Source organism: Bilophila sp. 4_1_30, assembly GCF_000224655.1.
Lineage (GTDB): Bacteria > Desulfobacterota > Desulfovibrionia > Desulfovibrionales > Desulfovibrionaceae > Bilophila > Bilophila wadsworthia.
The window spans coordinates 1252654-1276253 of sequence record NZ_JH114231.1 but is presented as its reverse complement, the minus strand read 5'-3'; the positions used below and the strand labels follow the sequence as shown (position 1 = coordinate 1276253).

19 protein-coding genes and 1 tRNA gene are annotated in these 23600 nt (G+C 58.5%); 11 read left to right on the top strand and 9 right to left on the bottom strand.

Features of this window, described 5'->3' with window-relative positions; all coding sequences use genetic code 11:
• Window positions 1-235: 235 nt before the first annotated feature.
• On the bottom strand, window positions 236-1420 hold the full coding sequence (locus tag HMPREF0178_RS05720; protein WP_009379785.1) for a nitrate/nitrite transporter: 1185 nt from the start codon (window positions 1418-1420) through the stop codon (window positions 236-238).
• A 294-nt stretch (window positions 1421-1714) separates the two neighbouring features.
• The gene (locus HMPREF0178_RS05715; RefSeq protein ID WP_009379783.1) at window positions 1715-3019 is read right to left on the bottom strand and encodes a phenylacetate--CoA ligase family protein; all 1305 of its coding nucleotides are present in this window, start codon (window positions 3017-3019) and stop codon (window positions 1715-1717) included.
• Window positions 3020-3191: 172 nt separating this feature from the next.
• Between HMPREF0178_RS05715 and rsfS the strand changes: the two genes are divergently transcribed.
• The 10 genes from rsfS (at window position 3192) to hmcF (ending at window position 13647) form a co-directional block, all read left to right on the top strand.
• Window positions 3192-3674 (top strand): ribosome silencing factor, encoded by a 483-nt coding sequence (gene rsfS / locus HMPREF0178_RS20890; RefSeq protein WP_232281203.1) that lies wholly within the window; start codon window positions 3192-3194, stop codon window positions 3672-3674.
• Between the two features lie 25 nt (window positions 3675-3699).
• Complete coding sequence (gene gpmI, locus HMPREF0178_RS05705) at window positions 3700-5286, top strand: 2,3-bisphosphoglycerate-independent phosphoglycerate mutase (protein WP_009379781.1); 1587 nt, start codon at window positions 3700-3702, stop codon at window positions 5284-5286.
• On the top strand, window positions 5283-5525 hold the full coding sequence (locus HMPREF0178_RS05700; protein WP_005028848.1) for a hypothetical protein: 243 nt from the start codon (window positions 5283-5285) through the stop codon (window positions 5523-5525). Before gpmI ends, HMPREF0178_RS05700 begins: the two co-directional genes overlap by 4 nt.
• A 365-nt stretch (window positions 5526-5890) precedes the next feature.
• The gene (locus HMPREF0178_RS05695) at window positions 5891-6778 is read left to right on the top strand and encodes a GNAT family N-acetyltransferase (protein WP_009379780.1); all 888 of its coding nucleotides are present in this window, start codon (window positions 5891-5893) and stop codon (window positions 6776-6778) included.
• Between the two features lie 277 nt (window positions 6779-7055).
• Complete coding sequence (gene hmcA, locus HMPREF0178_RS05690; protein ID WP_009379779.1) at window positions 7056-8822, top strand: sulfate respiration complex hexadecaheme cytochrome HmcA; 1767 nt, start codon at window positions 7056-7058, stop codon at window positions 8820-8822.
• Between the two features lie 14 nt (window positions 8823-8836).
• Entirely contained in the window at window positions 8837-10066 is a 1230-nt protein-coding gene (gene hmcB, locus HMPREF0178_RS05685; protein WP_009379778.1) for a sulfate respiration complex iron-sulfur protein HmcB, read from the top strand.
• A gap of 72 nt (window positions 10067-10138) precedes the next feature.
• On the top strand, window positions 10139-11359 hold the full coding sequence (gene hmcC / locus HMPREF0178_RS05680) for a sulfate respiration complex protein HmcC (protein ID WP_198134981.1): 1221 nt from the start codon (window positions 10139-10141) through the stop codon (window positions 11357-11359).
• A gap of 17 nt (window positions 11360-11376) precedes the next feature.
• Entirely contained in the window at window positions 11377-11520 is a 144-nt protein-coding gene (gene hmcD / locus HMPREF0178_RS05675; RefSeq protein ID WP_005028864.1) for a sulfate respiration complex protein HmcD, read from the top strand.
• A gap of 18 nt (window positions 11521-11538) precedes the next feature.
• Window positions 11539-12219, top strand: a complete 681-nt coding sequence (hmcE, locus tag HMPREF0178_RS05670; protein WP_005028865.1) for a sulfate respiration complex protein HmcE — start codon at window positions 11539-11541, stop codon at window positions 12217-12219.
• Between the two features lie 33 nt (window positions 12220-12252).
• Window positions 12253-13647: a sulfate respiration complex iron-sulfur protein HmcF gene (hmcF, locus tag HMPREF0178_RS05665; protein WP_009379774.1), complete on the top strand. Its 1395-nt coding sequence runs from the start codon at window positions 12253-12255 to the stop codon at window positions 13645-13647.
• A gap of 357 nt (window positions 13648-14004) precedes the next feature.
• On the opposite strand, the gene HMPREF0178_RS05660 is transcribed toward hmcF, so the two are convergent.
• Window positions 14005-15219, bottom strand: a complete 1215-nt coding sequence (locus HMPREF0178_RS05660) for an iron-containing alcohol dehydrogenase (protein WP_009379772.1) — start codon at window positions 15217-15219, stop codon at window positions 14005-14007.
• A 2207-nt stretch (window positions 15220-17426) separates the two neighbouring features.
• On the opposite strand from HMPREF0178_RS05660, the gene tsaA reads away from it, so the two are divergent.
• Window positions 17427-18113, top strand: coding sequence for a tRNA (N6-threonylcarbamoyladenosine(37)-N6)-methyltransferase TrmO (gene tsaA / locus HMPREF0178_RS05650; RefSeq protein ID WP_009379769.1), 687 nt, complete (start codon window positions 17427-17429; stop codon window positions 18111-18113).
• A gap of 298 nt (window positions 18114-18411) precedes the next feature.
• Here tsaA and HMPREF0178_RS05640 read toward each other — a convergent pair.
• The 6 genes from HMPREF0178_RS05640 to HMPREF0178_RS05615 all read right to left on the bottom strand — a co-directional run bounded on the left by HMPREF0178_RS05640 (window position 18412) and on the right by HMPREF0178_RS05615 (window position 23571).
• Window positions 18412-18487 (bottom strand) — tRNA-Thr (locus tag HMPREF0178_RS05640).
• A gap of 47 nt (window positions 18488-18534) precedes the next feature.
• Window positions 18535-19371, bottom strand: a complete 837-nt coding sequence (gene lpxA / locus HMPREF0178_RS05635) for an acyl-ACP--UDP-N-acetylglucosamine O-acyltransferase (RefSeq protein WP_009379768.1) — start codon at window positions 19369-19371, stop codon at window positions 18535-18537.
• Between the two features lies 1 nt (window position 19372).
• The gene (gene fabZ, locus HMPREF0178_RS05630; protein WP_009379767.1) at window positions 19373-19834 is read right to left on the bottom strand and encodes a 3-hydroxyacyl-ACP dehydratase FabZ; all 462 of its coding nucleotides are present in this window, start codon (window positions 19832-19834) and stop codon (window positions 19373-19375) included.
• A 33-nt stretch (window positions 19835-19867) separates the two neighbouring features.
• Window positions 19868-20902 carry a UDP-3-O-(3-hydroxymyristoyl)glucosamine N-acyltransferase gene (lpxD, locus tag HMPREF0178_RS05625; protein WP_009379766.1) on the bottom strand — a complete coding sequence of 345 codons (1035 nt, stop codon included), beginning with the start codon at window positions 20900-20902 and terminating at the stop codon, window positions 19868-19870.
• Window positions 20903-21457, bottom strand: coding sequence for an OmpH family outer membrane protein (locus tag HMPREF0178_RS05620; protein WP_009379765.1), 555 nt, complete (start codon window positions 21455-21457; stop codon window positions 20903-20905).
• 437 nt (window positions 21458-21894) lie between these two features.
• A complete protein-coding gene (locus HMPREF0178_RS05615) occupies window positions 21895-23571 on the bottom strand; it encodes an N-acetylmuramoyl-L-alanine amidase (RefSeq protein ID WP_009379764.1) in 1677 nt (558 codons plus the stop codon).
• Window positions 23572-23600 lie beyond the last annotated feature (29 nt).

Sequence of the window (23600 nt, the reverse complement as noted above, 5' to 3'; positions counted from 1 at the left end):
CCCCCTCCCTTCCCCTTCAAAGATTTTTATGTTTATCGAATCCCTGCTGCCGTTTTTCCTTGTAAAGGGAGGATGGGGCAGGAGGATTCAGGCTGAAAACGCCCGCTGTCCATTGTCTGGAGAGCGGGCGTTTTCTATTGGGGCGGAAAATGGGGATTAGCGGTTTGGTATAATTGAATGCTTTTGGGAAGGGGGAAGAGAGGAGGCAGGGGAAAGATTTTTTGAAAAAAGTCTGTTATTCTCTGTTCTTCAAGTAGGCGACTGAAACGGCGCTTGCCACGGACATGGCGGCGATAGTGAGGAAGGCGAGGCCGAACGTGTAGTATTCCCCGCAGTAGCCGATGAAGAAGGGGATGCCCCCGGCGGAGATGAGCCCGGCGAGGGGCATGGTCAGCGAGAGCAGGATGGGCTGATCGTCGGCCGAGAAGCATTGGGCGAAGACCTTGAACAGCGGCGGGAAGACGAAGGCCATTGAAGCCGCCTGCAGGAACACGCCGCAGAGCGCGGGGATGCGGGACACCGAAGCGTCCACGGACATGAGGCACAGGGTCACGGCGTGGAGCAGGAAACAGGCGCTGACGGTACGCTTGGCATTGAAACGGTCGGCGGCCCATCCGGCGGCAATGACGATGACCGGCATGGCGAGGCGGGATACGGAGAGGCCGAGGTTGGCTTCTTCCGGCCCGAACCCTACCGCGCTGACGAGGAAGATTTGCAGGATACTGTAGATGGAGAATTCGCCGATCATGGAAACGGCCATCAGCAGGGCGACGATCCAGCTTGCGGGGTTTTTGAGGAGCACTCCGCACCCTTTGAAGGACGGGGCATCGGTGCGTGTGTTGCCGCCGCGTCCCCAGAGCAGGAATGCCCCGGCGGTACAGATCATGAGGACGCCCATGATGGCGAAGACGCCCCGCCAGTCCGTAAACATGAGACCGGCCTGCGCGAGCAGGGGGATCAGGATAAAGCCCGTGTTTGGGGCCAGTTCATGGATGGCGACGGCTTTGCCCCAGTCTTTGGGGAAGACAAGCGAGGAGAGGGTTGCCATGCCTGCCGGAAAATAGAAGCCGACACCGAGTCCGAAAGCTACGAAAACAAGCCGTGCTTGACCGAGCGTGTGCACCAGCGGCATCAACAGAAGGATACCCCCGGCGATGGCCAATGGGATGGTCGCGATCTGCCTTGGTTTGAAGCGCGAGAGGAGAAAACCGGAAGCGGCCAGTGCCGAACTGAACCCGGCGCTTTGCATCAGGAGGAGGCTCGTCGCCTGCGCGTGCCCGATTCCCAGATCTTCCTCAATGGAGACAAGCAAGGGCGTCAGCGTGGAGCGGGACATGTAGTTCAAGAGAAACAGCAGCGCAACAAATCCCGTCCACGGCAGGGCTGTCCGGAACGGCATGGGAATATCTTTCGGGGGCATGAAACACTCCTGACGGTAATCTCATGCACCATAGCCGCATCTTCCCTGAAAGGCCAGACAGCGGATGAAGGCCCCGGCGAAGAGGCGCCCTGAACCCCTCTTGATCTCACATAAAAGAAAAACCTCCCCTCATATGAAGGAAGGCTTTCATTCACGGTGCAACCGGAAACAGGGATTCGATAAAGCCGAAAATCTTTGAAGGGGAGAGGGTGGGGTTTGGGGAGGGGGAGGAGAAACTTTCTTTAGAAAGTTTCTCCTCCCCCTCCCCAATCTTCACTCAACCCCAACTATGAATCACTGGATCACGCGCCTGTCGATGACGCGGACGGCCTTGCCTTCGGAGCGCGGGATGGAGTGCGGCTCCACAAGGCGAACCTTGGTGGTGACGCCGAGGAATTCCTTGATGCCTTTCTGGATGCGCTGTTCGCGCTGCTGGAGATCCTTGATCGCGTCGGAGAACATCGCGCCGTCGAGCTCGACCTGTACTTCAACGTAGTCGAGGTTGTTCTCGCGGGTGAGGATGAGCTGATAGTGCGGGGAAACGCCCTGCACTTCGAGGAGCAGGCTTTCGATCTGCGAGGGGAAGACGTTCACGCCGCGGATGATCAGCATGTCGTCGCTGCGGCCCGTGATGCGGTTCATGCGCACGTGGGTGCGACCGCAGGAGCAGGGCGTATAGTTCAGCGAGGTGATGTCGCGGGTGCGGTAACGGACCAGCGGGATGCCCTGCTTGGTCAGCGTGGTGATGACCAGCTCGCCGGTGCTGCCTTCGGGCAGGACTTCGCCGGTGGCGGGGTCGATGATTTCGGGCAGGAAATGGTCTTCCCAAATGTGCATACCATGCTGTTCCTTGGCGCAGGACTGGGAAACGCCGGGGCCCATGATTTCGGAAAGGCCGTAGATATTCGTCGCGGTGATGCCGAGCTTGTCCTCGATTTCGCGGCGCATTTCCTCGGTCCACGGTTCGGCGCCGAAAACGCCGAGGCGGAGGGGCAGATCCTTGATGTTGATCCCGATTTCGAGGCCCGCATCATGGAGATGCAGGGCGTAGGACGGCGTACAGCAGAGCACGGTCGCGCCGAAGTCGCGCATGAGCTGGACCTGACGCTTGGTCGAGCCGCCGGACATGGGGATGACGGTCGCGCCGAGGCGTTCCGCGCCGTAGTGGGCGCCGAGGCCGCCGGTGAACAGGCCGTAGCCATAGGAAACCTGCACAATGTCATTGGCGGTGGCTCCGGCCGCGGCCAGAGAGCGGGCGGCGCATTCGGCCCACATTTCAATATCGCGCTTGGTGTACCCGACCACGGTGGCCTTGCCGGTGGTTCCGCTGGAGGCGTGGATGCGCTGGATCATTTCCATCGGGACGGCGAACAGCCCGTAAGGGTAGTTGTTCCGCATGTCTTGCTTCAGGGTGAAGGGAAGGAATTTCAGATCGTCCAGCGACTGCACGTCGGCAGGCTTGATGCCCTTTTCGTCGAAACTGCGGCGATAGAAGGGAACATTGGAGTAAACGCGACGGCACAGGTCCTGAAGGCGATTCAGCTGGATTTCCCGAATCTTTTCCCGTGGCATCGTTTCCTTATCTATGTTGAAAATCATACAGTCCTCCAAACGGAATGCGTAAAGTCGAGACACACGAGGATTGCCCCATTTGCCCGGAGCGGTCAAGAGTCGAAAAAGGGGATTTTACCCTGTCCATCAGTGGTTTCCGGGCCCGGAAGGGGGCAGGGCTTTCGTTGCGATCAACCCGAAAATGGAGTATGTCTCGGCGATGGAACAACATAACTCTACTTCTACGGCGTCTCAGGCAACCTCCGCTAACACCCCTGCCCCCAAGGCACAGGCGGCCCGCAAATTTTCCACGGCGTCGGCTTCCGAAAAGACGGCCGCTCTTGTGAAGTGGCTTGAAGAAAGCAAGGCGCGCGATGTCGTGGCCCTCAATGTGGCGGGCAAGAGCCCGTGCATGGATGTGGTCATCGTGGTCACGGCGTCTTCGCTCCGCCATGCCAAGAGCCTCGCCGACGGCCTGATGGAGCAGTGCACCAAGAACAACTACGAATTCCTGCGCATGGAAGGCTATCAGACCGGACAGTGGATTCTGGCTGACCTCAACGACATCGTCGTGCATATTTTCCAGCAGGACGTGCGCGAGCTTTTCCGCATCGAATCCCTTTGGAAGGAATCTCCCGCATTGTATGGCGAAATGCCTGCGGTGTCCCCCCGTCACGCAGAACCCGCCGGGGACGAAGACTAAGCCCCCAGCTCCAAGGAAGTGCATCATGTCCCTTACCCCGACGCTGCTCCTCATTCTTGATGGCTACGGACTGGCTCCCGCCGGTCCGGGCAATGCCGCCAGCCTTGCGCGGACGCCCAACATCGATCGGCTCATCTCCCTGCCGGGCGCGACGCGCATCGACGCCTCCGGGCGCGCGGTGGGGCTGCCCGCCGGATATATGGGCAATTCGGAAGTGGGGCACCTCAATATCGGGGCCGGACGCATCGTGTATCAGGATATGACCCGCATCGACGTGGCGATGGAGACGGGCGAACTTGCCTCCAACGCCGCGCTGCTTGAGCTGCTGGCGAACGTGAAGCGGACGGGCGGGCGGCTGCACTTCGCCGGATTGCTGTCCGATGGCGGCGTGCACAGCCACATCAACCACCTCGGCGCGCTCATGGATATTGCCGCTGCCCACGGTGTGGACGTGCGCGTCCATGCGTTCATGGACGGGCGCGACACCAGCCCCACCAGCGGCGCGGGTTTTCTCGCGCAGCTTGGGGATATGATGGCGCGGACACGGGCGGCGCATTCCGGCGTGTCGGTGGAACAAGCTTCCCTCGTGGGGCGTTTTTACGCGATGGACCGCGACAAGCGCTGGGAGCGGGTAAAGGTGGCGTGGGACATGATGGTCCACGGCGAAGGCCGGCGCGCCTCCGACCCTGTGGCGGCCGTTGAAGCCCTGTATGCCGCCGGGGAGACCGACGAATTCTTCAAGCCGCAGGTGTTTGGCGACCCCGCCGACGTGTGCGTCAGGAACGGCGACGGTATCTTCTTCATCAATTTTCGCGCCGACCGTGGGCGCGAGCTGGTGAGCGCCTTCCATTTCTCTGATTTTGACGGGTTCGATCGCGGCGGTGTCCCGGCGCTGGCAGGCCTTGTGACCATGACTTCCTACGACAGCTCGCTGCACGTGCCGGTGGCGTTTCCCAAGGAAAATCTGGTACAGACGCTGGGTGAAGTCGTGGCTGACGCGGGCGCGCATCAGCTCCGTATCGCCGAAACCGAGAAGTACGCCCATGTGACCTACTTTTTCAGCGGCGGGCGTGAGGAGCCTTTCCCCCTTGAGGACCGCATCCTCGTCAATTCGCCGAAGGATGTGGCGACCTATGATCTCAAACCGCAGATGAGCGTGCTTGAGGTGACGGATCGTTTCCTCGAAGCGTGGGCCGCAGGGCCGGAAAAGGACGGCGTGCCGTATACGCTGGCGGTCTGCAATCTGGCGAACCCCGACATGGTGGGGCATACCGGCATCATTGAGGCGGCGGTGAAGGCGCTTGAGTATGTGGACGGCTGCGTAGCCCGGCTGGTGGAAGTTGTGCTCAGTTCCGGCGGTCGCGTGCTGATGACGGCGGACCACGGAAATGTCGAGGTGATGCTGGACGAAACCGGGCATCCCCAGACGGCCCACACCTGCAATCAGGTTCCGCTGGTTGTGGTGGAGCGGGGCGCGGACGGGGAGCGGGCCGTTCCGTTGCGTCCCGGCGGCAAGCTTGGGGATATTGCGCCCACGCTGCTGGATTTGTGGGGTCTTGCCAAGCCGGGCGTCATGAGCGGCGAAAGCCTCGTCGAAGGAGTGCGGGGATGAGTCTTTCCAGTCGTCCCGTGCAGCCCGTGCCGCCGGAGAGCATGGAGCTAGTCTTTTTTTATCGTTGCCCCGGCTGTGGGCGCCGCAACCCTCTGATTGCGCCGACGCAGCCTTCCATGACCCGCTGCGAGTCCTGCGGGGAGCCTTTCCCCGTCATGCCGGTGGACGAACGCACCGTGCATTACGTCAAGATCATGCTCGCCAACGGCCGCGCCGCTCTGGACCCTGATTTCGCGTAGTTTTTGGGGAATAACCGGGGGAGGGGAGAGGAAACCTTTCTGAAGAGAGTTTTCCTCTCCCCTCCCTCGGACCCTCTCCTCTCACCTTCCCAATATTTTCGACTGGTGGGGAGGCCGGGCAACGGCTTTCCCTTTTTTATTTGAATAGTTATCGAATGCTATAAAGCTACCGCATTCATGTGTCTGGGATATTGTTTTGATGGCTGGCGAGCCTTAGTGCTGCCCTATGCTTCATAGAGGTACAGGCTTCCGCCCGCACACAAACGTTTTAGGGGGATAGGGGAGGGGGAAGGGAGCCCTTTTTCAAAAGGGTCCCTTCCCCCTCTCCGATTCCTCTTTCTCTTCACTCCCAAAAGGATTCACTTATGACACCTTACTATCAGGCGGCTCGGGAAAATCTGTTCGGGCACGTGGCGTTCTTGCAGGGCAGGACGCCCGGCATGATGCTCCGGGATCTGGGCGGGGCGCTGCTTGTTGATTCGGGTTTGGGCTCGGATACCTTCAATAAGGTACTTTGGGAATGCGGGGGGGACGGTCTGCCTTGCCGGATTGCACCGGAAGCTGAGAAAAGCCTGTTGCGGGCCGCCGCGGACTGGTTCGCGGGCAAACGTCCCCGTGATCTGCTGGCGTTGCCGGGAGTGGTGCTGCCTCCCGCGACTGAGCGCCCGTTTACCGTGTGGGCCAGCGCCGAGGACAAAGGCGCGTTGAACCGCCAGCGGACGACGTTCGAGCGGGCGGGATACGGGATAGGGGAGCGTGAAGCGGGCATGGCTTTACCTTTGGACCGCTGGTCATCGGAAGATAGCACGCCGGAATGCCTGCGGATCGTACAGGTCAGGACGGCCTCGGAACTGTCCGCGTATGCGGAGGTCCTCGCCGCCAACTGGAACCCGCCGGATGAGGATGTGAAAAGGTTCTACAAGGCTGTCGAACAGGTGTTGTTTCAAGCTGTTGGGCCTATGCGTCTGTTTGTGGGCTTTGCCGGGGAGGTGCCTGTGGTCAGCGGGGAACTCTTCTTGAGTGAAAAAGGTAATACTGCGGGATTGCATATGATCAGCACTCGTGAAGCCTTTCGCAGAAGAGGCTTCGGTGGAGCCATGACGGCGGCGCTTTTGCGGGCCGGGCAGGCTGCGGGAGCCTCTTTGGCGGTGCTACAGGCTTCGAGCGAGGGAGAGCCTGTATACAGGCGGCAAGGTTTTGAGCCGTGCGGCTTGTTTGTGGAATATGTTTTGAGCGACGAAATCCTTTTTTAACAGTATGTTATATTGTTTTTAGAGGGTTCGGACGTTCATTGAGCATTCAAGCAGGTAAAGAGAAGAAACATTCGTTTGTTTTTTCACGAAACTGGGGGTGTTGGCGCCCGCTAAGGGGCGTCGGATCAGGCATTCCCCCCTTGACGGAGACTTTTTTTCACGATACCAGCTTGAGAAGCTAGGCACCTGTCTGAGAGCATATGGCATCATACTGCAATCAGACTGGTTTTGTTGTCAGGGGAAATGTTTCTTTTTCTATTTGCAAAGGACTGCCACCATGGAAAACGGTCGAAAACTGCTGCGTGGGATTGCGCTGGCGGCGATTGCCGTGATCGGTTTGGGTGGGATTGCGTTGTTTGCTTCACCGTCGCTGGCCGCTCAAACCCGTCCCGACGTGATCCGCATCGATGCCATAGGCCAGCTCAAGAAGCTGGAAATGCCTCCCGCCGTGTTTTTGCATGACGAACACACCAAGGCTCTCGCTGCCACGGGCCAAGACTGTTCTGTTTGTCATACGCCCACCGCGAACGGGCACACCGTCAAATTCCAGCGCAAGGAAGACGGCACCGACGCCAAGAAGCTGGAAAACATCTATCATAATGGTTGCATCGGCTGCCATGAGAACATGGCTTCCAACAACCAGAAGACGGGTCCGCTCGACGGCGAATGCCGCGCCTGTCACGACACGAAGCTTCCGTTCAAGGCTGAACAGAAGCCCGTCAAGATGGGCAGCAAATCGCTCCACTATCTGCACGTCAGCTCCAAAGCTATCGTCAACCCGGCCAACTCCGAAGAAAACTGCGGCGTTTGCCACCATGTGTATGACGAAAAGCTGAACAAGCTCGTATGGAAGAAGGGGCAGGAAGACGCCTGCGCCGCCTGTCACGGCGAAAAGGCCGTTGGTTCCACGCCTTCTCTCCAGACCGCCGTGCACACCAAGTGCGTGTGGTGCCATGAAAACGTGGCCCAGTCCTCTCGTGCGTATCTGACCGCTCAGGTGGAAGCCAAGAAGGCCGCCGAGCCCAAGAGCACGAAGAAGCTTTCCGCCAAGGAAGTACAGGCTGAAGCCGCCGCCGAAGCCGCTTCCATTGAAGCCGCGATCGTGACCGGCCCCACCACCTGTGCCGGTTGCCATACCGAAGAGGCCCAGTCCAAGTTCAAGCAGGTGAACCCGGTTCCCCGCCTGATGCGTGGTCAGCCCGACGCCACCGTGCTGTTGCCCGTCAACAACGCCAAGCGTCCCGTGGGCGCTCCCGAAGCCGGCATGAAGCCCGTGGTGTTCAACCACAAGGCGCATGAGGCTTCCGTGGACAGCTGCCGCACCTGTCACCACGTCCGTATTGAGTCCTGTACCGTCTGCCACACCGTCGACGGCAACAAGGACGGCAACTTCGTGAAGCTGGCCGACGCCATGCACGCGAAGACCTCGGACAGCAGCTGCGTGGGCTGCCATCAGCAGACCGTGATGCAGAAGAAGGAATGTGCCGGTTGCCACGGGGCGGTTCCGGTCATGCCCGCCGATTCCTGCGCTACCTGCCACAAGGACGTGAAGGGCATTACCTCCGCCCAGATCGCCGACGGCTCTGCCTTCGATCTCACGAAGGAACAGCTTGCCGACATCGCCGCCAAGGATCTGGCCGCTCAGCCCGCTCCGGCGAAGCCTTTCCCGGCCGTCGAAGTGCCTGAGACCGTGACTATCGGTGCGTTGTCCAACGATTTCGAACCGAGCGTGTTCCCGCACCGCAAGATCTACGAAGCCCTTGTGAAGGGTGCCGCCGACAGCGGGCTTGCCTCAGCGTTCCATACGTCGCCGACGGCCATGTGCGCCGCGTGTCACCACAACAGCCCCATCGCGGATCTGAAGACTCCGCCGAAGTGCGCCAGCTGCCACGGGATTGAGGCTGACAAGATGGCTACGAGCGTCAACAAGCCCTCGCTCAAGGCTGCGTATCATCAACAGTGCATGGCCTGCCACGATCGGATGAAGATCGAGAAGCCTGCCGCCACCGATTGCGCGGGTTGCCATACCCCGCGCGTGAAATAGGCGGAGGAGAAGATATGAACCGTAGATCATTTCTGACTCTGATGGGTGGGCTGGGTATCGGTTCGGCTCTGGGCGGCGCGAAATCCGCGTCCGCCGCGGGCGGAACCTTCCACGGCTACCCCGACAGCAAGGGTGTGCTTCACGACACCACGCTGTGCATCGGTTGCCGCAGGTGCGAACAGGCCTGCAACAAGGTCAACGATCTCCCTAAGCCGGAGAAGCCCTTCACCGATCTCAACGTGCTTAATGAAAAGCGCCGCACGTCCGCCAAAGAGTGGACCGTGGTGAACAAGTACCGTCCCGCGAACCTCGACAAGGACGTGTTCCGCAAGAGCCAGTGTATGCACTGCGAGGAACCCGCCTGCGCCAGTGCGTGTTTCGTGAAGGCGTTTACCAAGAACCCCGACGGTTCCGTGACCTACGATCCCACTCTTTGCGTGGGCTGCCGTTACTGCATGGTCGCGTGCCCGTTCAATATCCCCGGCTACACCTACGACCGCGCCCTCAATCCGCTGGTCCAGAAGTGCACGCTGTGCCACCCCCGCCTGCAGGAAGGCAAGCTTCCCGGCTGCGTGGAGGCCTGCCCCACTGGTGCGCTGGTGTTCGGCAAGCGCAAGGATCTGGTCAAGATCGCGTGGGATCGCATCACCGCGCATCCCGAACGCTACCAGAACCATGTGTACGGTGAGCACGAAATGGGCGGCACCGCGTGGATGACCATTTCCGGCGCTGAGTTCAAGGAAGTGGGCCTCAACGAGGATCTCGGCACCAAGGCCGCCGGCGAATATACGGCTGGAGCGCTCGGAGCCGTGCCCATGGTTGTGGGCATCTGGCCTGTCCTGCTTGGCGGCGCGTACGCGATCACCAAGCGTAAGGAACAGATCGCCAAGGAAGAGCAGAACGATGCCGTAAACGCCGCCGTCGCCCGTACCGAGGAAGAAGCCGCGAAGAAGCTGCAGGCCAGCCTCGATAAGGCCGCGAAGGAAGCCGCCAAGGAAAAGGATCGCGCCGTCGCTGATGAAGTGAAGAAGGCCGTGGCCGAAGCCGAAGAGGCTCTCCGGGCGCAGCTTGAGGCCGAAAAGGCCGAAGCCGTGGCGAAGGCTGCGGAAGAGGCTGCCGCAAAGGCCGCCGAAGAGGCCGCTGCCAAGGCGGCTGAAGAAGCCGCTGCCAAGGCTGCCGCCAAGCCTTCCAAGCCTGAAAAGGGCAAGAAGGGCAAGCACGACACCAACGGCGGGGAGGCGTAAGCAATGAAACTCTGGAAGAACCTCTCGAATCGTCTTGATGCCGTGGCTGACGTCATGGCCGCCAAGCCTTGTATGCAGGGTTGCGTTGGCAAGACGCTGCTGTCCATCCCCCGCACGCCCGGCAACCTGATCACGGCTGTGATCCTTGCCATCGGGCTGCTGATCACCATCGGTCGCTTCGGCTTCGGCCTCGGCACGGTGACCAACCTGGACGACAATAACCCCTGGGGCATCTGGATCGCCTTTGACCTGCTGTGCGGCGTCGCACTGGCGGCGGGCGGCTATGTGACCTCTTCGGCCTGCTATCTCTTCGGCATGAAGCGGTATCATTCGGCCGTGCGCCCCGCCATCCTGACCGCCTTCCTCGGCTACGCGTTCGTGGTCGTCGCCCTGTTGTACGACGTGGGCCAGCCGTGGCGTCTGCCGTATCCTCTGCTCGTATCGCAGGGCACCACGTCCCTGCTGTTCGAAGTGGGCCTGTGCGTGGGCATCTACCTGACCGTGCTGTTCATCGAATGGTCCCCTGTGGGCCTGGAATGGCTTCTCGGCATGAAGGACGCCCCCTGTTGGCTCGTCCGCCTGCGTCCCCGAATGCATACCATCCGCAAGGCTGTGCTGTGCTTCACCATCCCGCTGACCATCCTCGGCGTGGTGCTGTCCACGATGCACCAGTCCTCGCTGGGCGCGCTGTTCCTCATCGCCCCGAGCAAGATGCATCCCCTGTGGTACTCGCCGTTTATGCCGGTGTTCTTCTTCATCTCCTCGATGGTGGCCGGTCTTTCGATGGTCATTTTCGAAGGCACGCTGTCCCACAAGGCACTGCACAACAAGATGGATGAAACCCACCTGCGTGAAGCCGACGGCGTTGTGTTCGGCTTCGGCCGCGCGGCTTCCTTCGTGCTGATCGGCTACTTCATCATCAAGGTGCTGGACACCACCATGGACAACGACTGGCACTATCTCGCTTCCGGTTACGGTGCGTGGTTCGCCGTCGAAATGGTCGGCTTCGTGCTTCTGCCCGCCTTCCTGTACGCTCTCGGCGTGCGCGAAAAGAACATCACGCTCATTCGTGTGGCGTCGGTGTTCGGCGTGCTCGGCATCGTCGTCAACCGCTTCAACGTGTGCCTCGTGGCCTTCAACTGGCAGCTGGACAGCGCGGATCGCTACTTCCCGAGCATCTCGGAAGTGTTCCTGTCCATCTTTATCGTAACTCTGATCGTGACGGCGTACCGCTTCGTGTGCTCGAAGATGCCGGTCCTGTACGAACACCCTGATTTCAAGGACGCCCACTAGGGCGCCGGGAGCGAAACATGGAAGATTTCCCCACGCTCTACTCGTTTATGATTTTCACCAAGGGCTGGACGTATGTCCTCATGGGCGTCGCGCTCGTGGGGTTCCTCGGATACTGGCGCTTCCTTTTTGGTCGCGACGAGCGAACCGGCAGACCCGAGTAATCCGCAAGGAGCTGTTGTATGTACGAATTCCTCACTGGTCCCATGTTGTGGGCTGCCTTTCTCATCTTTGTGATTGGCCTTGCCCGCCGTGTGGTCCTGTATATCCGGGGGTTGGATTGGCGGCTTGAACGTGTCGCCTACGGCCCCGGCCGTAAAATCGGTATGAAGGGCGCGATTTCTTCCGTCCTTCAGTGGCTGGTTCCTTTCGGGACGCACAGCTGGCGCAGGCAGCCGTATTTCACCATCGCCTTCTTCCTGTTCCATATCGGCGTGGTGATTGTGCCTCTGTTCCTTGCCGGTCACATGGTCATCATGCAGGAACGCTTCGGCTTCAGCCTGCCTTCGCTGCCCATGTGGTTCTCCGACGCCTTTACGGTGCTCGCCATCGTCGGTGCGTTTATGATGATCCTGCGCCGCGTCGCGTTGCCGGAAGTCCGCTTCCTGACGACGCTGGGCGACTGGGGCATCCTGTTGCTGGTGCTGTTCGTGCTCGTCGCCGGATTCCTCGCCCGTATGCAGGCCCCCGGTTATGAAAGCTGGCTCCTGTGGCACATCTTCGCGGCCGAGCTGGTGCTCATTCTGGCGCCGTTCACCAAGCTTTCCCACATCGTGCTGTACTTCATGTCGCGCGGTCAGCTTGGCATGGACTACGCCATCAAGCGTGGCGGCGCGTCGCGCGGCCCCGCTTTCCCCTGGTAATCCCCCGGGATTGTCAGCATATTGGAGGACAACATGCCTGAAGGCAAGTTTTGTAACAGACGGCCCATCAACACCGAGGAAGATCTGAAAGCGCTCCTCGGCGACAAGGGTGGGCAGCAGTATTATAAAGAAATGGAAATGCTGGAAGTGGACACGGTCGCTCTGTGGGAAACCCTGCAGAAGACCTGCAAGTCCCGCACCCGCACGTGGCTCGAGATTTGCGCCCACTGCGGCCTGTGCGCGAACAGCTGCTTCCTGTATACGGCGAACAACCGCGATCCCAAGCAGGTTCCGTCCTACAAGATCCAGTCCACGCTCGGCGAAATGCTTCGCCGCAAGGGACAGGTCGACACGAAGTTCATGATCGATACGATGGAAGTGGCATGGGCGAAATGCACCTGTTGCAACCGTTGCGGCACGTACTGCCCGCACGGCATCGACATGGGCGTCATGTTCAGCTATCTGCGCGGCGTGCTGTATTCTCAGGGTTTCGTGCCGTGGGAACTCAAGATCGGTGCGGGTATGCACCGCGTATACGGCGCCCAGATGGACGTGACCACCGAAGACTGGGTGGACACCTGCGAATGGATGGCCGAGGAAAACGCGGAAGAGTGGCCGGGCCTTGAGATCCCGATCGACAAGGAAGACTGCGATGTCATGTACATCCTGAACGCCCGCGAACCCAAGCACTATCCTGAAGACGTGGCGCAGGCCGCCATCCTCTTCCATGTGGCCGGGGAAAAGTGGACCGTTCCTTCCGTGGGCTGGGAAAACACGTCCCTGTCCTTGTTTGCCGGTGACTGGGAAGCGTGCGCCAACAACGTGAAGCGTATCTACGGCGCGGTTGATCGTCTGCGCCCCAAGATGGTCGTAGGCACGGAATGCGGGCACGCGCACCGCGCCACGGTCGTGGAAGGCCCCTATTGGGCCGGACGCGAAGACGGCAAGCCGCCGGTCCCGTTCCTGCACTATGTGGAATGGCTGGCCGATGCGCTGCGCAAGGGCAAGATCAAGATCGATCCCGCCAAGCGCCTCAAGATGCCCGTGACCCTGCAGGACTCGTGCAACTACATCCGTAACCACGGCCTCGCCGAGCACACCCGCTACATTATGAGCCAGATCGCGGAAGACTTCCGCGAAATGAAGTGCAACCGCGAAGACAACTTCTGCTGCGGTGGCGGCGGCGGCTTCAACGGTATCGGCAAGTTCCGCCCGCAGCGTGACAAGGGCCTGTACATGAAGTTGCAGCAGATCCGCGAAACCGGCGCCAAGATGGTCATTTCGCCCTGCCACAACTGCTGGGACGCCATCCGCGATATGATGGAAGTGTACCATGTGCACGACATCAAGTGGAGCTTCCTCAAGCCCATCATCATCGACATGATGATCGTCCCCGATCACCTGAAGTCGCAGGATGATGACGAATAAAGAAGGAATAGAGGGAACGCGGGGAGGAGGGAAAACCTTTTCAGGATTTCTTTCCTTCCCATGTCTCCCGTATTCACAATGGCTCGTGGTCCCAATCAGGCTTGCCTGAGTAACCGGGCTACGGGTATAAAAACCGCCCTGAATCGTTGATTCGGGGCGGTTTTTTATGCCGGGAGGAGGGAAGGGGCGATATGTATGGACCTGGTTCTCTTACATCGGAGAAATCTTTTCCTCTTGGGTAAGACCGGATTGAGGTTAACCCGCTCAGGTCATTTTCATATCAGCCGATAGCATCGCAAGAGGTTTGTAGAAGAGTCTTTATCCTGTAAGGCTCTCCTCCGTTTTTTCTCCGGTTACTTACACATCCATCTTCTTCAACGAGCTCCTGTAAATCCTTTCAATACGCTCAGGAGTTGCCGGGACAGGGGCGACGGAGAGAAGAAGACCGAGGGACGGCGTGGTCCGGGTCAGTTCGCACAGGCGGGGAATGTCGTTCTCGGTGAACCCCTCGTCCTCCAGCTTCTGCGGCACGCCCATGTCGGCGAGCCACGTTTCAACGCCTCTGGCGGCCTTGTGAGCCTCGTCCGGGGTTCCTTTGAGGTCAGGCATCAGCGGCCGTAAAATCGTGCCTAGCGTGGCGGAACAGGCGGGATAGCACTCTTCGATGATGGCGGGCAGGATCATGGAAAGGCCGAGGCCGTGCGCGAGTTCTGGCTTGATGCCGCTGAGGGGATGTTCCAGTGCGTGTGTGAAGTGGAGCAATCCGTTGTCGAATGCGGTCCCTGCAATCATGGAAGCATAAGACAGGCAGTAACGGGCCTTGAGGTCTTCGGGGTTGGCGAGCGCCTTGGGCAGGTATTCCGCCACGAGGCGGATGGTCTCTCCAGCCAGCAGGATGGACAGCGGATTGGCTGTAACGGCTGTAGCCGCTTCGATGACGTGGTTTACAGAGTCAATGGACACATAGCGGGTCTGCTTAGGCGAGAGTTTGATCATCAAGCCCGGATCGTCGATGGAGAACAGGGGATAGAGGCAGTCATAGGCGATGGCGGGCTTGTAGTTGTGCTTCGTGATGCTGGCCACGGCGAAGCGGTTGACTTCGCTGCCCGTGCCGTGGGTCAGGTTGACGACAACAATGGGGACAGCCTTTGTCGGCGTGAACGCGAAAGTATACAGCTCTTCCGCCGTCTTGCCTGGATGAGCAAGGATAATAGCCGCGCTTTTGCCCGCATCGATGGGGCTGCCGCCGCCAATGCAGAACACGGCCTTGGCATCGGCGGATCTGCCGAGGGCTGCGGCCTCGTCTATGGAGTCGGTTGTGGGGTTGGGAGTCACCTTGTCGTACAGGGAGACGCGTATGCCGTGCTTGGCGCAGGCTGCGGTGACGTAATCCCATGCGCCGGTAAGCTTGTAGGAATGCCCGCCGGTCACGCAAAGGATGGAGTCGATGCCTCTGGCCTTCAAATCGGCGGCGATGTCATCCATCTTGGCGATGGCTCCGACTCCAAGATAGGTCGTTGTCTTTGTGCGGATTTCCTTAACATCACGCTCATCGAATCGAGCATCCCACATGGCGGGCTCCTTTATGGAAAACAGATTGGATTGAATAATCAAACAAATTGTTCTTTTATTCACAATTAAGCCTGAATACAATATCTGTCAAGAGGGATAGCGTATTCTCAGCTTGAAAATCATGAAAAAGGCAACAACCGAGAGTTCCTTCATTAGGGAACTGTCATATCCTCAATATATTTGAGAGCATATTGCAGTTGGAAAGAGGCGCTGAAAGACTCCTTTTTAGGTCAAAGGATTCCCTTCCACTCTCGATCCAGCCGATCGAGCCAGCGTTTTAGGCCCGTTACGCGCAAGAGCCACTTGATGATCATCTTTATTCCTCAATAAAACGGAACGATCGGCAAGGCGTATTGTACGGCCAGTATAGGGGGATAATTGGAGGATACTCTTATAATTTCAATATATTAAAAAGATATGTGAATCCAAGTGATAAAACAGGGTACCACGTGTGTTTATGTACTTTGTTTTTATATTGTCTTCCTCTGCTTGTATTCTCCCAACGTAACGCTTGGGGATGGGGACATCAGGAAGCTGGAAAGAGACGCGAGCTTTCCCCATATATAAGGCCCCAAGCGAGGCGTGCCATCCTAAAGACGATTCGGATTGTTGGGTACTTTCCCAACCGAGGCCGATATAAGGTGCGAGCCTTTCCCATGTTCGCCTTTCCACTCGTCTGATTGATCAGCTCTCCATAAATGGGATTGATCGTATCTACCGACGTGGAAAGCGCGGTATCCAGTTTGAAATAATAAGCACCAGCGGATATCCGGAAAGCATTTTCAAAGTGAAAGATATCAAACAGGAAACCGACGCTATGGCTGGAGTCTTCAGTCTTATACTGAATGCCTTTGAGTTTTATTTTTGTATCGAATGGTTGAGTAAAAGCACTTAACCTGTAGGCTATGAAACTGTTTTGTCGATAGCTGATGTCAACTCCAACCCCAAGTGTGCTCACAGAATGTTGGATGGAAAACGGAGATGCCGAAGCGACACATGGAAATAAAAGGAACAGCATAAGAGAAGAGAACGAATGGACATGATACACCTCACGAGAACATATTTCCCGCCATATGGGCATATCAAGAAATGAGTTGGCAACTATGAATTGTTTGAGCCGAGCGAGTATTTTGCGATGCCAGTGTAGATACGCGGGTATATGCTGATATTGTGTATAGTCCATAAGAATAAGTGCGTATGATTTACGAGTGATGAAAGGCTGTTGTACCTTAACGGGTGCACAGGGGGATAATTCCGTTAGGAATGAACGGAAAAGGGTAAATATGGTAGAGAGAACCTATTGCCAGGTATGGAGCACAGGACTTTCAGAACCATGCCATCGCGCAGAAAAAGGTAGTTTTCCATCTGGTTGAGTGGTGAGCCCTCTCCAAAGACAAGGTTTTAGATTGTAAAATCAATAAAAGCAGTACATAGGCGCTGATAGGGTTGTCATTGCCCAATGTGAAGCGGCTCTCTAAGAGGGGAAAGGTGTGGTGAGGCATCTTCGTATCAGGGGAAACGGCAAGATTTGAAATAAGAGGTACGCGCCTATGGCGTTCTCCCTCTTTTCCCTCATGCTGAAACCGGGGCAGGCTGGTACGGCGGTATGGGGGAGGGGTGAATTGTTCCCCCTCGGAGTGTTCTATGCCGCAGCGTGTAAGGGGATTGGGGAAACGGATTCATGCCTTGTGGGGAGGACCGGAAGGGGAATTTGCGCTCGCCTCCTATCGCTGCACTGAAGCAGTTTTCCCTGTTGCCGGCATGGTCCGGCGGATACCCTACACGAAAAAGGCTTTCCATGATGATGAGGCTTGCGCGTCGGCTTCCGGCTTAATATGGTGGGCGTCTGCCTGACTACCTGCCTTATGGGCGGAATATGAAACCCCCTTGAATGGAGAGGGAGACAGTGGGCGGCTGTGCTGGCCTGGGCCATCGTATTGATTGGTTCGCGGGCGGTGGAACCGGTGGAGGGTGAAGAGGGGCCGGCTGTCCCATGATATTTCGAGGACTACCAGAGCAGATTTATGTGTTTTGGGAGTCAACGCCCTTTTTTCCGGAAATATTACCCATATTCAGGACGCCAGGCGCAATACGCTTGCATCCCTCGCCGTCAGCCAGAGGCGGGCGGTTCTCCCCTCAACGCCGTTTCAACGGTTCCGGTGGGCCGTCAGGCGATGCCCGGTGATGCTCGAAAAGGTGGTGCTACTATGAACGTAATCGCATATATCCGTAATGACTTTCAGGAAAAATTTGGTATTCCCCGGCAAAGCGGCGTCGTGGAGACGGCCCTATCTGAGATCGTTTTTGAACCGGACTACCGGAGTGCGGAGGCGTTGCGAGGGTTGGAAGGTTTTTCCCATGTCTGGCTGATCTGGGCGTTTTCCGCATCCGCAGGCAAAGGCTGGTCGCCTACGGTCCGGCCTCCGCGTTTGGGCGGCAATGCGCGGGTGGGGGTTTTTGCCTCGCGCTCGCCGTTCCGTCCGAACCCGCTGGGGCTGTCGGCGGTGAAGCTGGAAGATATTGTGCTTCAGTCCCCGGAAGGCCCTTTGTTACGGGTTTCTGGGGCCGACCTGCTGCACGGAACGCCGATTTTGGATATAAAACCCTACCTTCCCTACGCCGACTGTATCCCTCAGGCGACAGGCGGTTTTGCGGGAACGAAGCCGGAGCCCCGGCTTGAGGTGAGTGCCGCGCGGGAAGTCCTGCAAGGACTCCCCGCAGGCAAATGGAAGACGCTGCGTGAGGTTCTGGCCCTTGATCCGCGCCCGTCCTATCAGGATGATCCCGAACGGATTTACGGATTTGCCTTTGCCGGACGCAATGTCAGGTTCCGGGTGAACGGTTCGACGCTTGAAGTCCTTTCCATTGATGTTGCAGGAGAAAAAAGATCGTGATGGGGAAATCCCGACGGGAAGTTGTGCAACCGTAAATAAAAGCCCCCGTCCATGAAGAACGGGAGCAATGGAATCGGTGGAAGGTGAAGAGGCTATGACGTTCGGGTGCGGCGTACGGTGGTCGGTCTTGCATGAGGAGAGGACTGTGCACCGTACCAGGCGTGGACCGGCCTCCTGGGCGGAGATTACTATTTTAGGGGGGGCTTCACTCTTCATACGGAAAAAGCAGGGAGGGGGGACTGAGCAGCTATGACGAAAAAACCCTTACGGTTGCTCACCGTAAGGGCTTGATTTCTTATGGAGCCTTTGTCCAGAATTGAACTGGAGACCTCATCCTTACCAAGGATGCGCTCTACCAACTGAGCTACAAAGGCATCTCTATGTGTCGCGCTTGTCGCTGTCGACGAAGAAGCTTTTAGCTTTATACAGCGTCGTCGTCAAGTTTTTTTTCAACATTTTTTTCGGCGGGGCAGAGCCCGCGTTCGCTGCTGCGGACAAAATCCACAAACTCCATCACTTGAGGCAGATTTGCGTAGTCGTTCGCAAGCAGATCCAAGGCTTCGGAGCGGGGCATCTCACTGCGCCAAATGAGGCGGAAGGCCTGTTTGAAAGCGGAGATCGTCTCGCGGGAAGCCCCGGCGCGGCGCAGTCCCACAAGATTGGGGCCATGCACAAGCGCACGGCTGCCCGCTGCCAGCATCCACGGGGGAAGATCCTGTGCAACGCCCGTCATGCCGCCCACGAAAGCGTGCGTACCGACATGGCCGAACTGGTGCACTGCGGAAAGGCCGCCGATGATCGCAAAGTCGTCCACTCGTACATGCCCGCCGAGCGTGGCTCCGTTGGACATGACGATGTCATTGCCGAGCTGGCAGTCATGGGCGATGTGCGTGTAGGCCATGCACAGGTTACGGCTGCCGATACGGGTAATGCCGCCTCCGCCTTCCGTGCCCCGGTGGAGCGTGGCGAATTCACGGATACGGTTATCGTCGCCGAGCTCCAGCCATGTCACTTCGCCCTGGAACTTGAGATCCTGCGGTTCGCCGCCGACCAGCGCGTGGGAATGGATATGGTTGCCCACGCCCATTCTCGTGTAATCTTTGATGACGGCGTGGGCGTCGATGCGGCAGCGATCCCCGATGACGACATGCTCTTCGATGATCGCATAAGGGCCTATTTCCACATCCTTGCCGATCTGCGCATTGGCGTGCACGATAGCAGTGGGGTGGACTTGTTGAGAAGCCATACTGCAACCCATATTACATGTCTCCACGATCGGTCACGGCAGCGGTGATTTCCGCTTCGGCGGCGAGCACACCGTCAACGTAAGCCCGACCTTCCATCTTCCACAGTTTCAGCTTGTGGCGGATGAGGCGGCATTCCAGATCCAGACGGTCGCCGGGGAAGACCGGACGGCGGAAGCGGACCTTTTCGAGCCCGGAGAAGAGGAAGAGCTTCCCGGCGGTCTCGCTCGGATCGAAACCATGCAGCACCAGCAGGCCGCCAGCCTGCGCCAGAGCTTCAATGATCAGCACGCCGGGCATCACCGGGACGCCGGGGAAATGCCCCTGAAAGAACGGTTCATTGAAGCTGACGCACTTATGCGCCTTGATGTATTCCCCGTCCACGATCTCGTTGACCCTGTCCACGAGCAGGAATGGATAACGGTGGGGGAGAAACTCCAGAATCTTGCGGATGTCAAACGAGGTAGGCTGGTCCATGCTGTGTATTCCTTGAGTCTGAATTGCAAAGAGCTAGGCGTCCGGCTTGCCGCCCTTGAGTTCTTCCAGTTCCTTTTCAAGCTTGGACAGGCGCTTGAAGAGTTCGGGGAAGCGGGGCATAAGGGCCAGCGTGCGCATGTAGGTACGCTGATCCACGGTGGGTGTGCCGCCCACGACGACGTCGCTGGGGATATCTTTGGCGACCCCCGACTGGGGGCCAATGGTGACGTTGTCGCCGATGTGCAGGTGCCCGGCGATACCGACCTGTCCGGCGAACGTGCAGTTGTCCCCGACCGTGGTGGAACCGGAAATGCCCACTTGTGAGACGACGAAGCCGTTACGGCCTATCTGCACATTATGCCCGATCTGAGCGAGATTGTCGATTTTGGTGCCGTCACCTATGCGGGTGGCATCGAGCACGGCCCGGTCAATGGCGGCGTTGGCCCCCACCTCGACGGCGTTGCCGATGGTGACTTTGCCGACTTGCGGGATTTTCTGGATGCCCGCAGGGGTCCGGGCGAAGCCGAAGCCGTCCGCGCCGAGCACGGAACCCGGATGCAGGATGCAGCCTTCGCCGACGTGCGTTCCGGCCATGAGCACGGCATTAGGATAGACGGTGGTGCCCTTGCCTATGCGGACGTTCTCGCCCACGTAGACGCCGGGGAAGAGCTTGACGCCGCTTCCCACCTTGGCATGGGGACCGATGTAAACGAAGGGGTAAACGGTCACCCCGTCGCCGAGTTCGGCATCGGGATGAATGAAGGCCAACGGACTGATTCCGGAAAAGCTGCCCTGCGGTGCGGCGAACAGCTCCAGAACGCGGCCGAAGTCCTGGTAGGGATTTTCGCTGATCAGGGCGCGTCTGACATCCCCGGCGTGTTCGGGACGGACTATGACGGCGCCAGCCCGCGTTGCCGCGAGCTGGTCAGCGTATTTGGGGTTTGCCAGAAAGCTCACTTCATCGGGCCCGGCCCCCTCCAAGGTGTTGACGCCGATGACTTCGGCATCGTCGCCTTGCAGGATCAAGCCAAGCTGGGCCGCGATTTCGGAGAGTTTACGGGCAACCATTTACTTCTTACCGGTATTGGGTTCCGGGAACTTGCTGCCGCCGGCCTTCCACAAACGGTTGACTTCAGCAAGGACGGGCTTGGTGATGTCGAGGGTGGGCGTGGCGTACATGACGCTGCCGGCAGCGGCGTCGAGGATAAGATCAAGCTTCTGCTGCTTGGCGATCGTGGTGGCGGCGTCGTAGATCTGCTGAGCCATGCTCTGGCGGATCTGGTTTTCGGTGTTTTCCACCTTGCGGGCGAAGTTGCGGGACTTTTCTTCAAAGGCGCGGCGCAGGCGGAGGAATTCCATCTGCTTGTCTTCACGTTCCTTGGCGGACATTTTAGCGACCTGAGCCTGAAGGGCTTCACCCTTGGACTGCAGATCCTTCGCCTGATTCTCAAGCTGCGTCTTCTCGGCGCCGAACTGCGACTGCAGCTTCTGCTGGGCGGCCTTGGCTGCGTCGCTGTCCATAGCAACGGCCTGAGAGTTGAACACGCCGATTTTCATATCGGCGAAAGCGGAACCCGCCATCAGCAAACAAGCCACAAGAGCGAGGGACAATACTCTGAACATATTCTTCTCCTTGGATGTACAAACACTAGCGGGAACCCGGCCCGCAGATCGAAATGGATAGCCTTCAACGCGTGAGTCGTCAAGACATGTTCCGTTGTGGGCATGAAAGCGGATAGAGAGCCCGGATTTCTGAAAAGATTTTTATATCCAGTTATTCCGGAAGATAAAGAATGTTAGGATCCTTCAGGGATATTCCCGGTGCGGAGAAGGCGGAGTTTTTTTCTTTCGGCGGGTTTGTTTTACCACAAAATATACTTTGCAAGGAGAGCGCTGTGAGCAGATAGCTGTCCTCTGGACAGCTCCCCTTGCAGGTTCGTTACTCAAGGAGAATAGAACAGACTTTTCTCTTTTTCCGAAGAACACGTGAAAGAGGCAGAGGGGCACAGGGCCGGGAAGGAAATGTTGCCGGACGGGAAAGAACGCGTAGCGGAACGGGATCAGCGCTTGTTCCCGTCGAGGCTGCCCAAATGGGCAAGGATGCCGGAAGCGATCCCTTCCGCCAAGGCCTGCCGATACGTGGGGATCGCAAGGTTGGCGGCTTCCTGTGCGTTTGAGCAATAACCGACTTCAACCAGGATACCCGGAATATTCGCGCCGAGCAAGACCTTGAAGGGGCCGGACTTGACCCCTCCGTCCCGGACGGTGAAGGTCTTTTCCTTCATGACGGAGAGGGTACATTTTTGGACCGTGTCGGCGAGGCGGCGGGATTCCTGACTGCGAACCGACGACGAGGCGGCAGGGGATCCCGTATCTCCCTTATGGCCTCCGTTGGCGTTTTCCAGCCCGGCAAGCTTGCCCGCATCCGCACTGCTTGAGGCGGTGTCCGGGAAATACGTTTCCAGGCCGCAGGCGTTTTCATTGGGGCTGGCGTTGACGTGGATGGACAGCAGCACATCGGCGCGGGCCTGATTCGCCATATAGGAACGGGTGGACAACGAAACCCATGTATTGTCCGTGCGGGTGTAGTGCACCTGGATGCCTTTGCCCGCGAGGATGCTGCCCACACGTTTGGCAATGTCCAGCGTCACTTCACGTTCGATGACGCCGTTGTGCACTGTTCCGGGATCTTTGCCGCCGTGGCCGGGATCGATCATGATAGATCGGGTGGCGAACCGGAAAAGCGGATCGCTCGATTGCAGCCCCTGGCCGAACGAGATGCCGCGAGGCATGGCGGCGTCCGTGGCCGAGGTCGTGATGACGATACGGAACGGCGAGGATTCCGTTTTGACCATGAAGCGTTTGACCTGCCTGAAATCGAGCAAAAGCCGGGTTTTGTCGGGAGCAGACAAGTCAAGGCGCATACGGCGGAGGGAACTGCCCTGCACTTTGATGCCGGGGCGGATCGTCGAAGCCGGATTGACGCCCATGAGATCCACAACCATCCTGCTGGGGATGTCGTTTTTCTTGCTGCCGCTTTGCGTGTCGATGGACCAGATGATGGGGCGATCGAACTCCAGCGTGATGACGGCCAGATTCTTCTGGTTTTCCCATTTCATGTCGGTCAGAAGCGCCGCCGTCTTTTTGCCCGGCGTGCTGCTTTTGGCCGCTTCCAGCGCCGCCTTGAGGCGCTGGGCGTAGAGCTTGGCTTCCGGTGCGACATCACCCCGGGGATATTGATTTTGGATGGTGTTGAGCGCTTCCTGCGCTCCGGAAAAATCGTTGAACCGTTCCGCCTTGATACGCGCAATGCCAAACAGCGCGTCGTCGGCCAGCACATGGCTGGCGTAGCTTTTGAGGAACACCCCATACCGTTCGACAGCGGCTTGAGCGTCCTGCCGCAGCATGGAACGCTTGGCGAGCTCCTCCATCGCCAACGCCGAACGGAAGAGCGCCGCAGGGCGGTTCCGCCAGCGGGGATATTTTTCGTGGAGGTCGAAAAACGACTGGGCGAGATTTTCCCACGGCTCACGCCAGCCGCCGCGTTTGGAGTCGCTCTTGAGGAACTCCATATCCTGCTTGGCCTTCTCGTACTGCTGTTCAAAGGAGGGAGCCGCGTGCGCGTCGGAAAACGCGGTCACGAACAGGGCGAGGGCAAAGGCGACCAAAAGGGGTCTGAACAGACGCCCGATGGCGGGGGATGATCTGTGCGGAGTCTGAGAACCGATAAGGATCATGAAGGGGAAGCTGTCCTGATGGGCGGCCG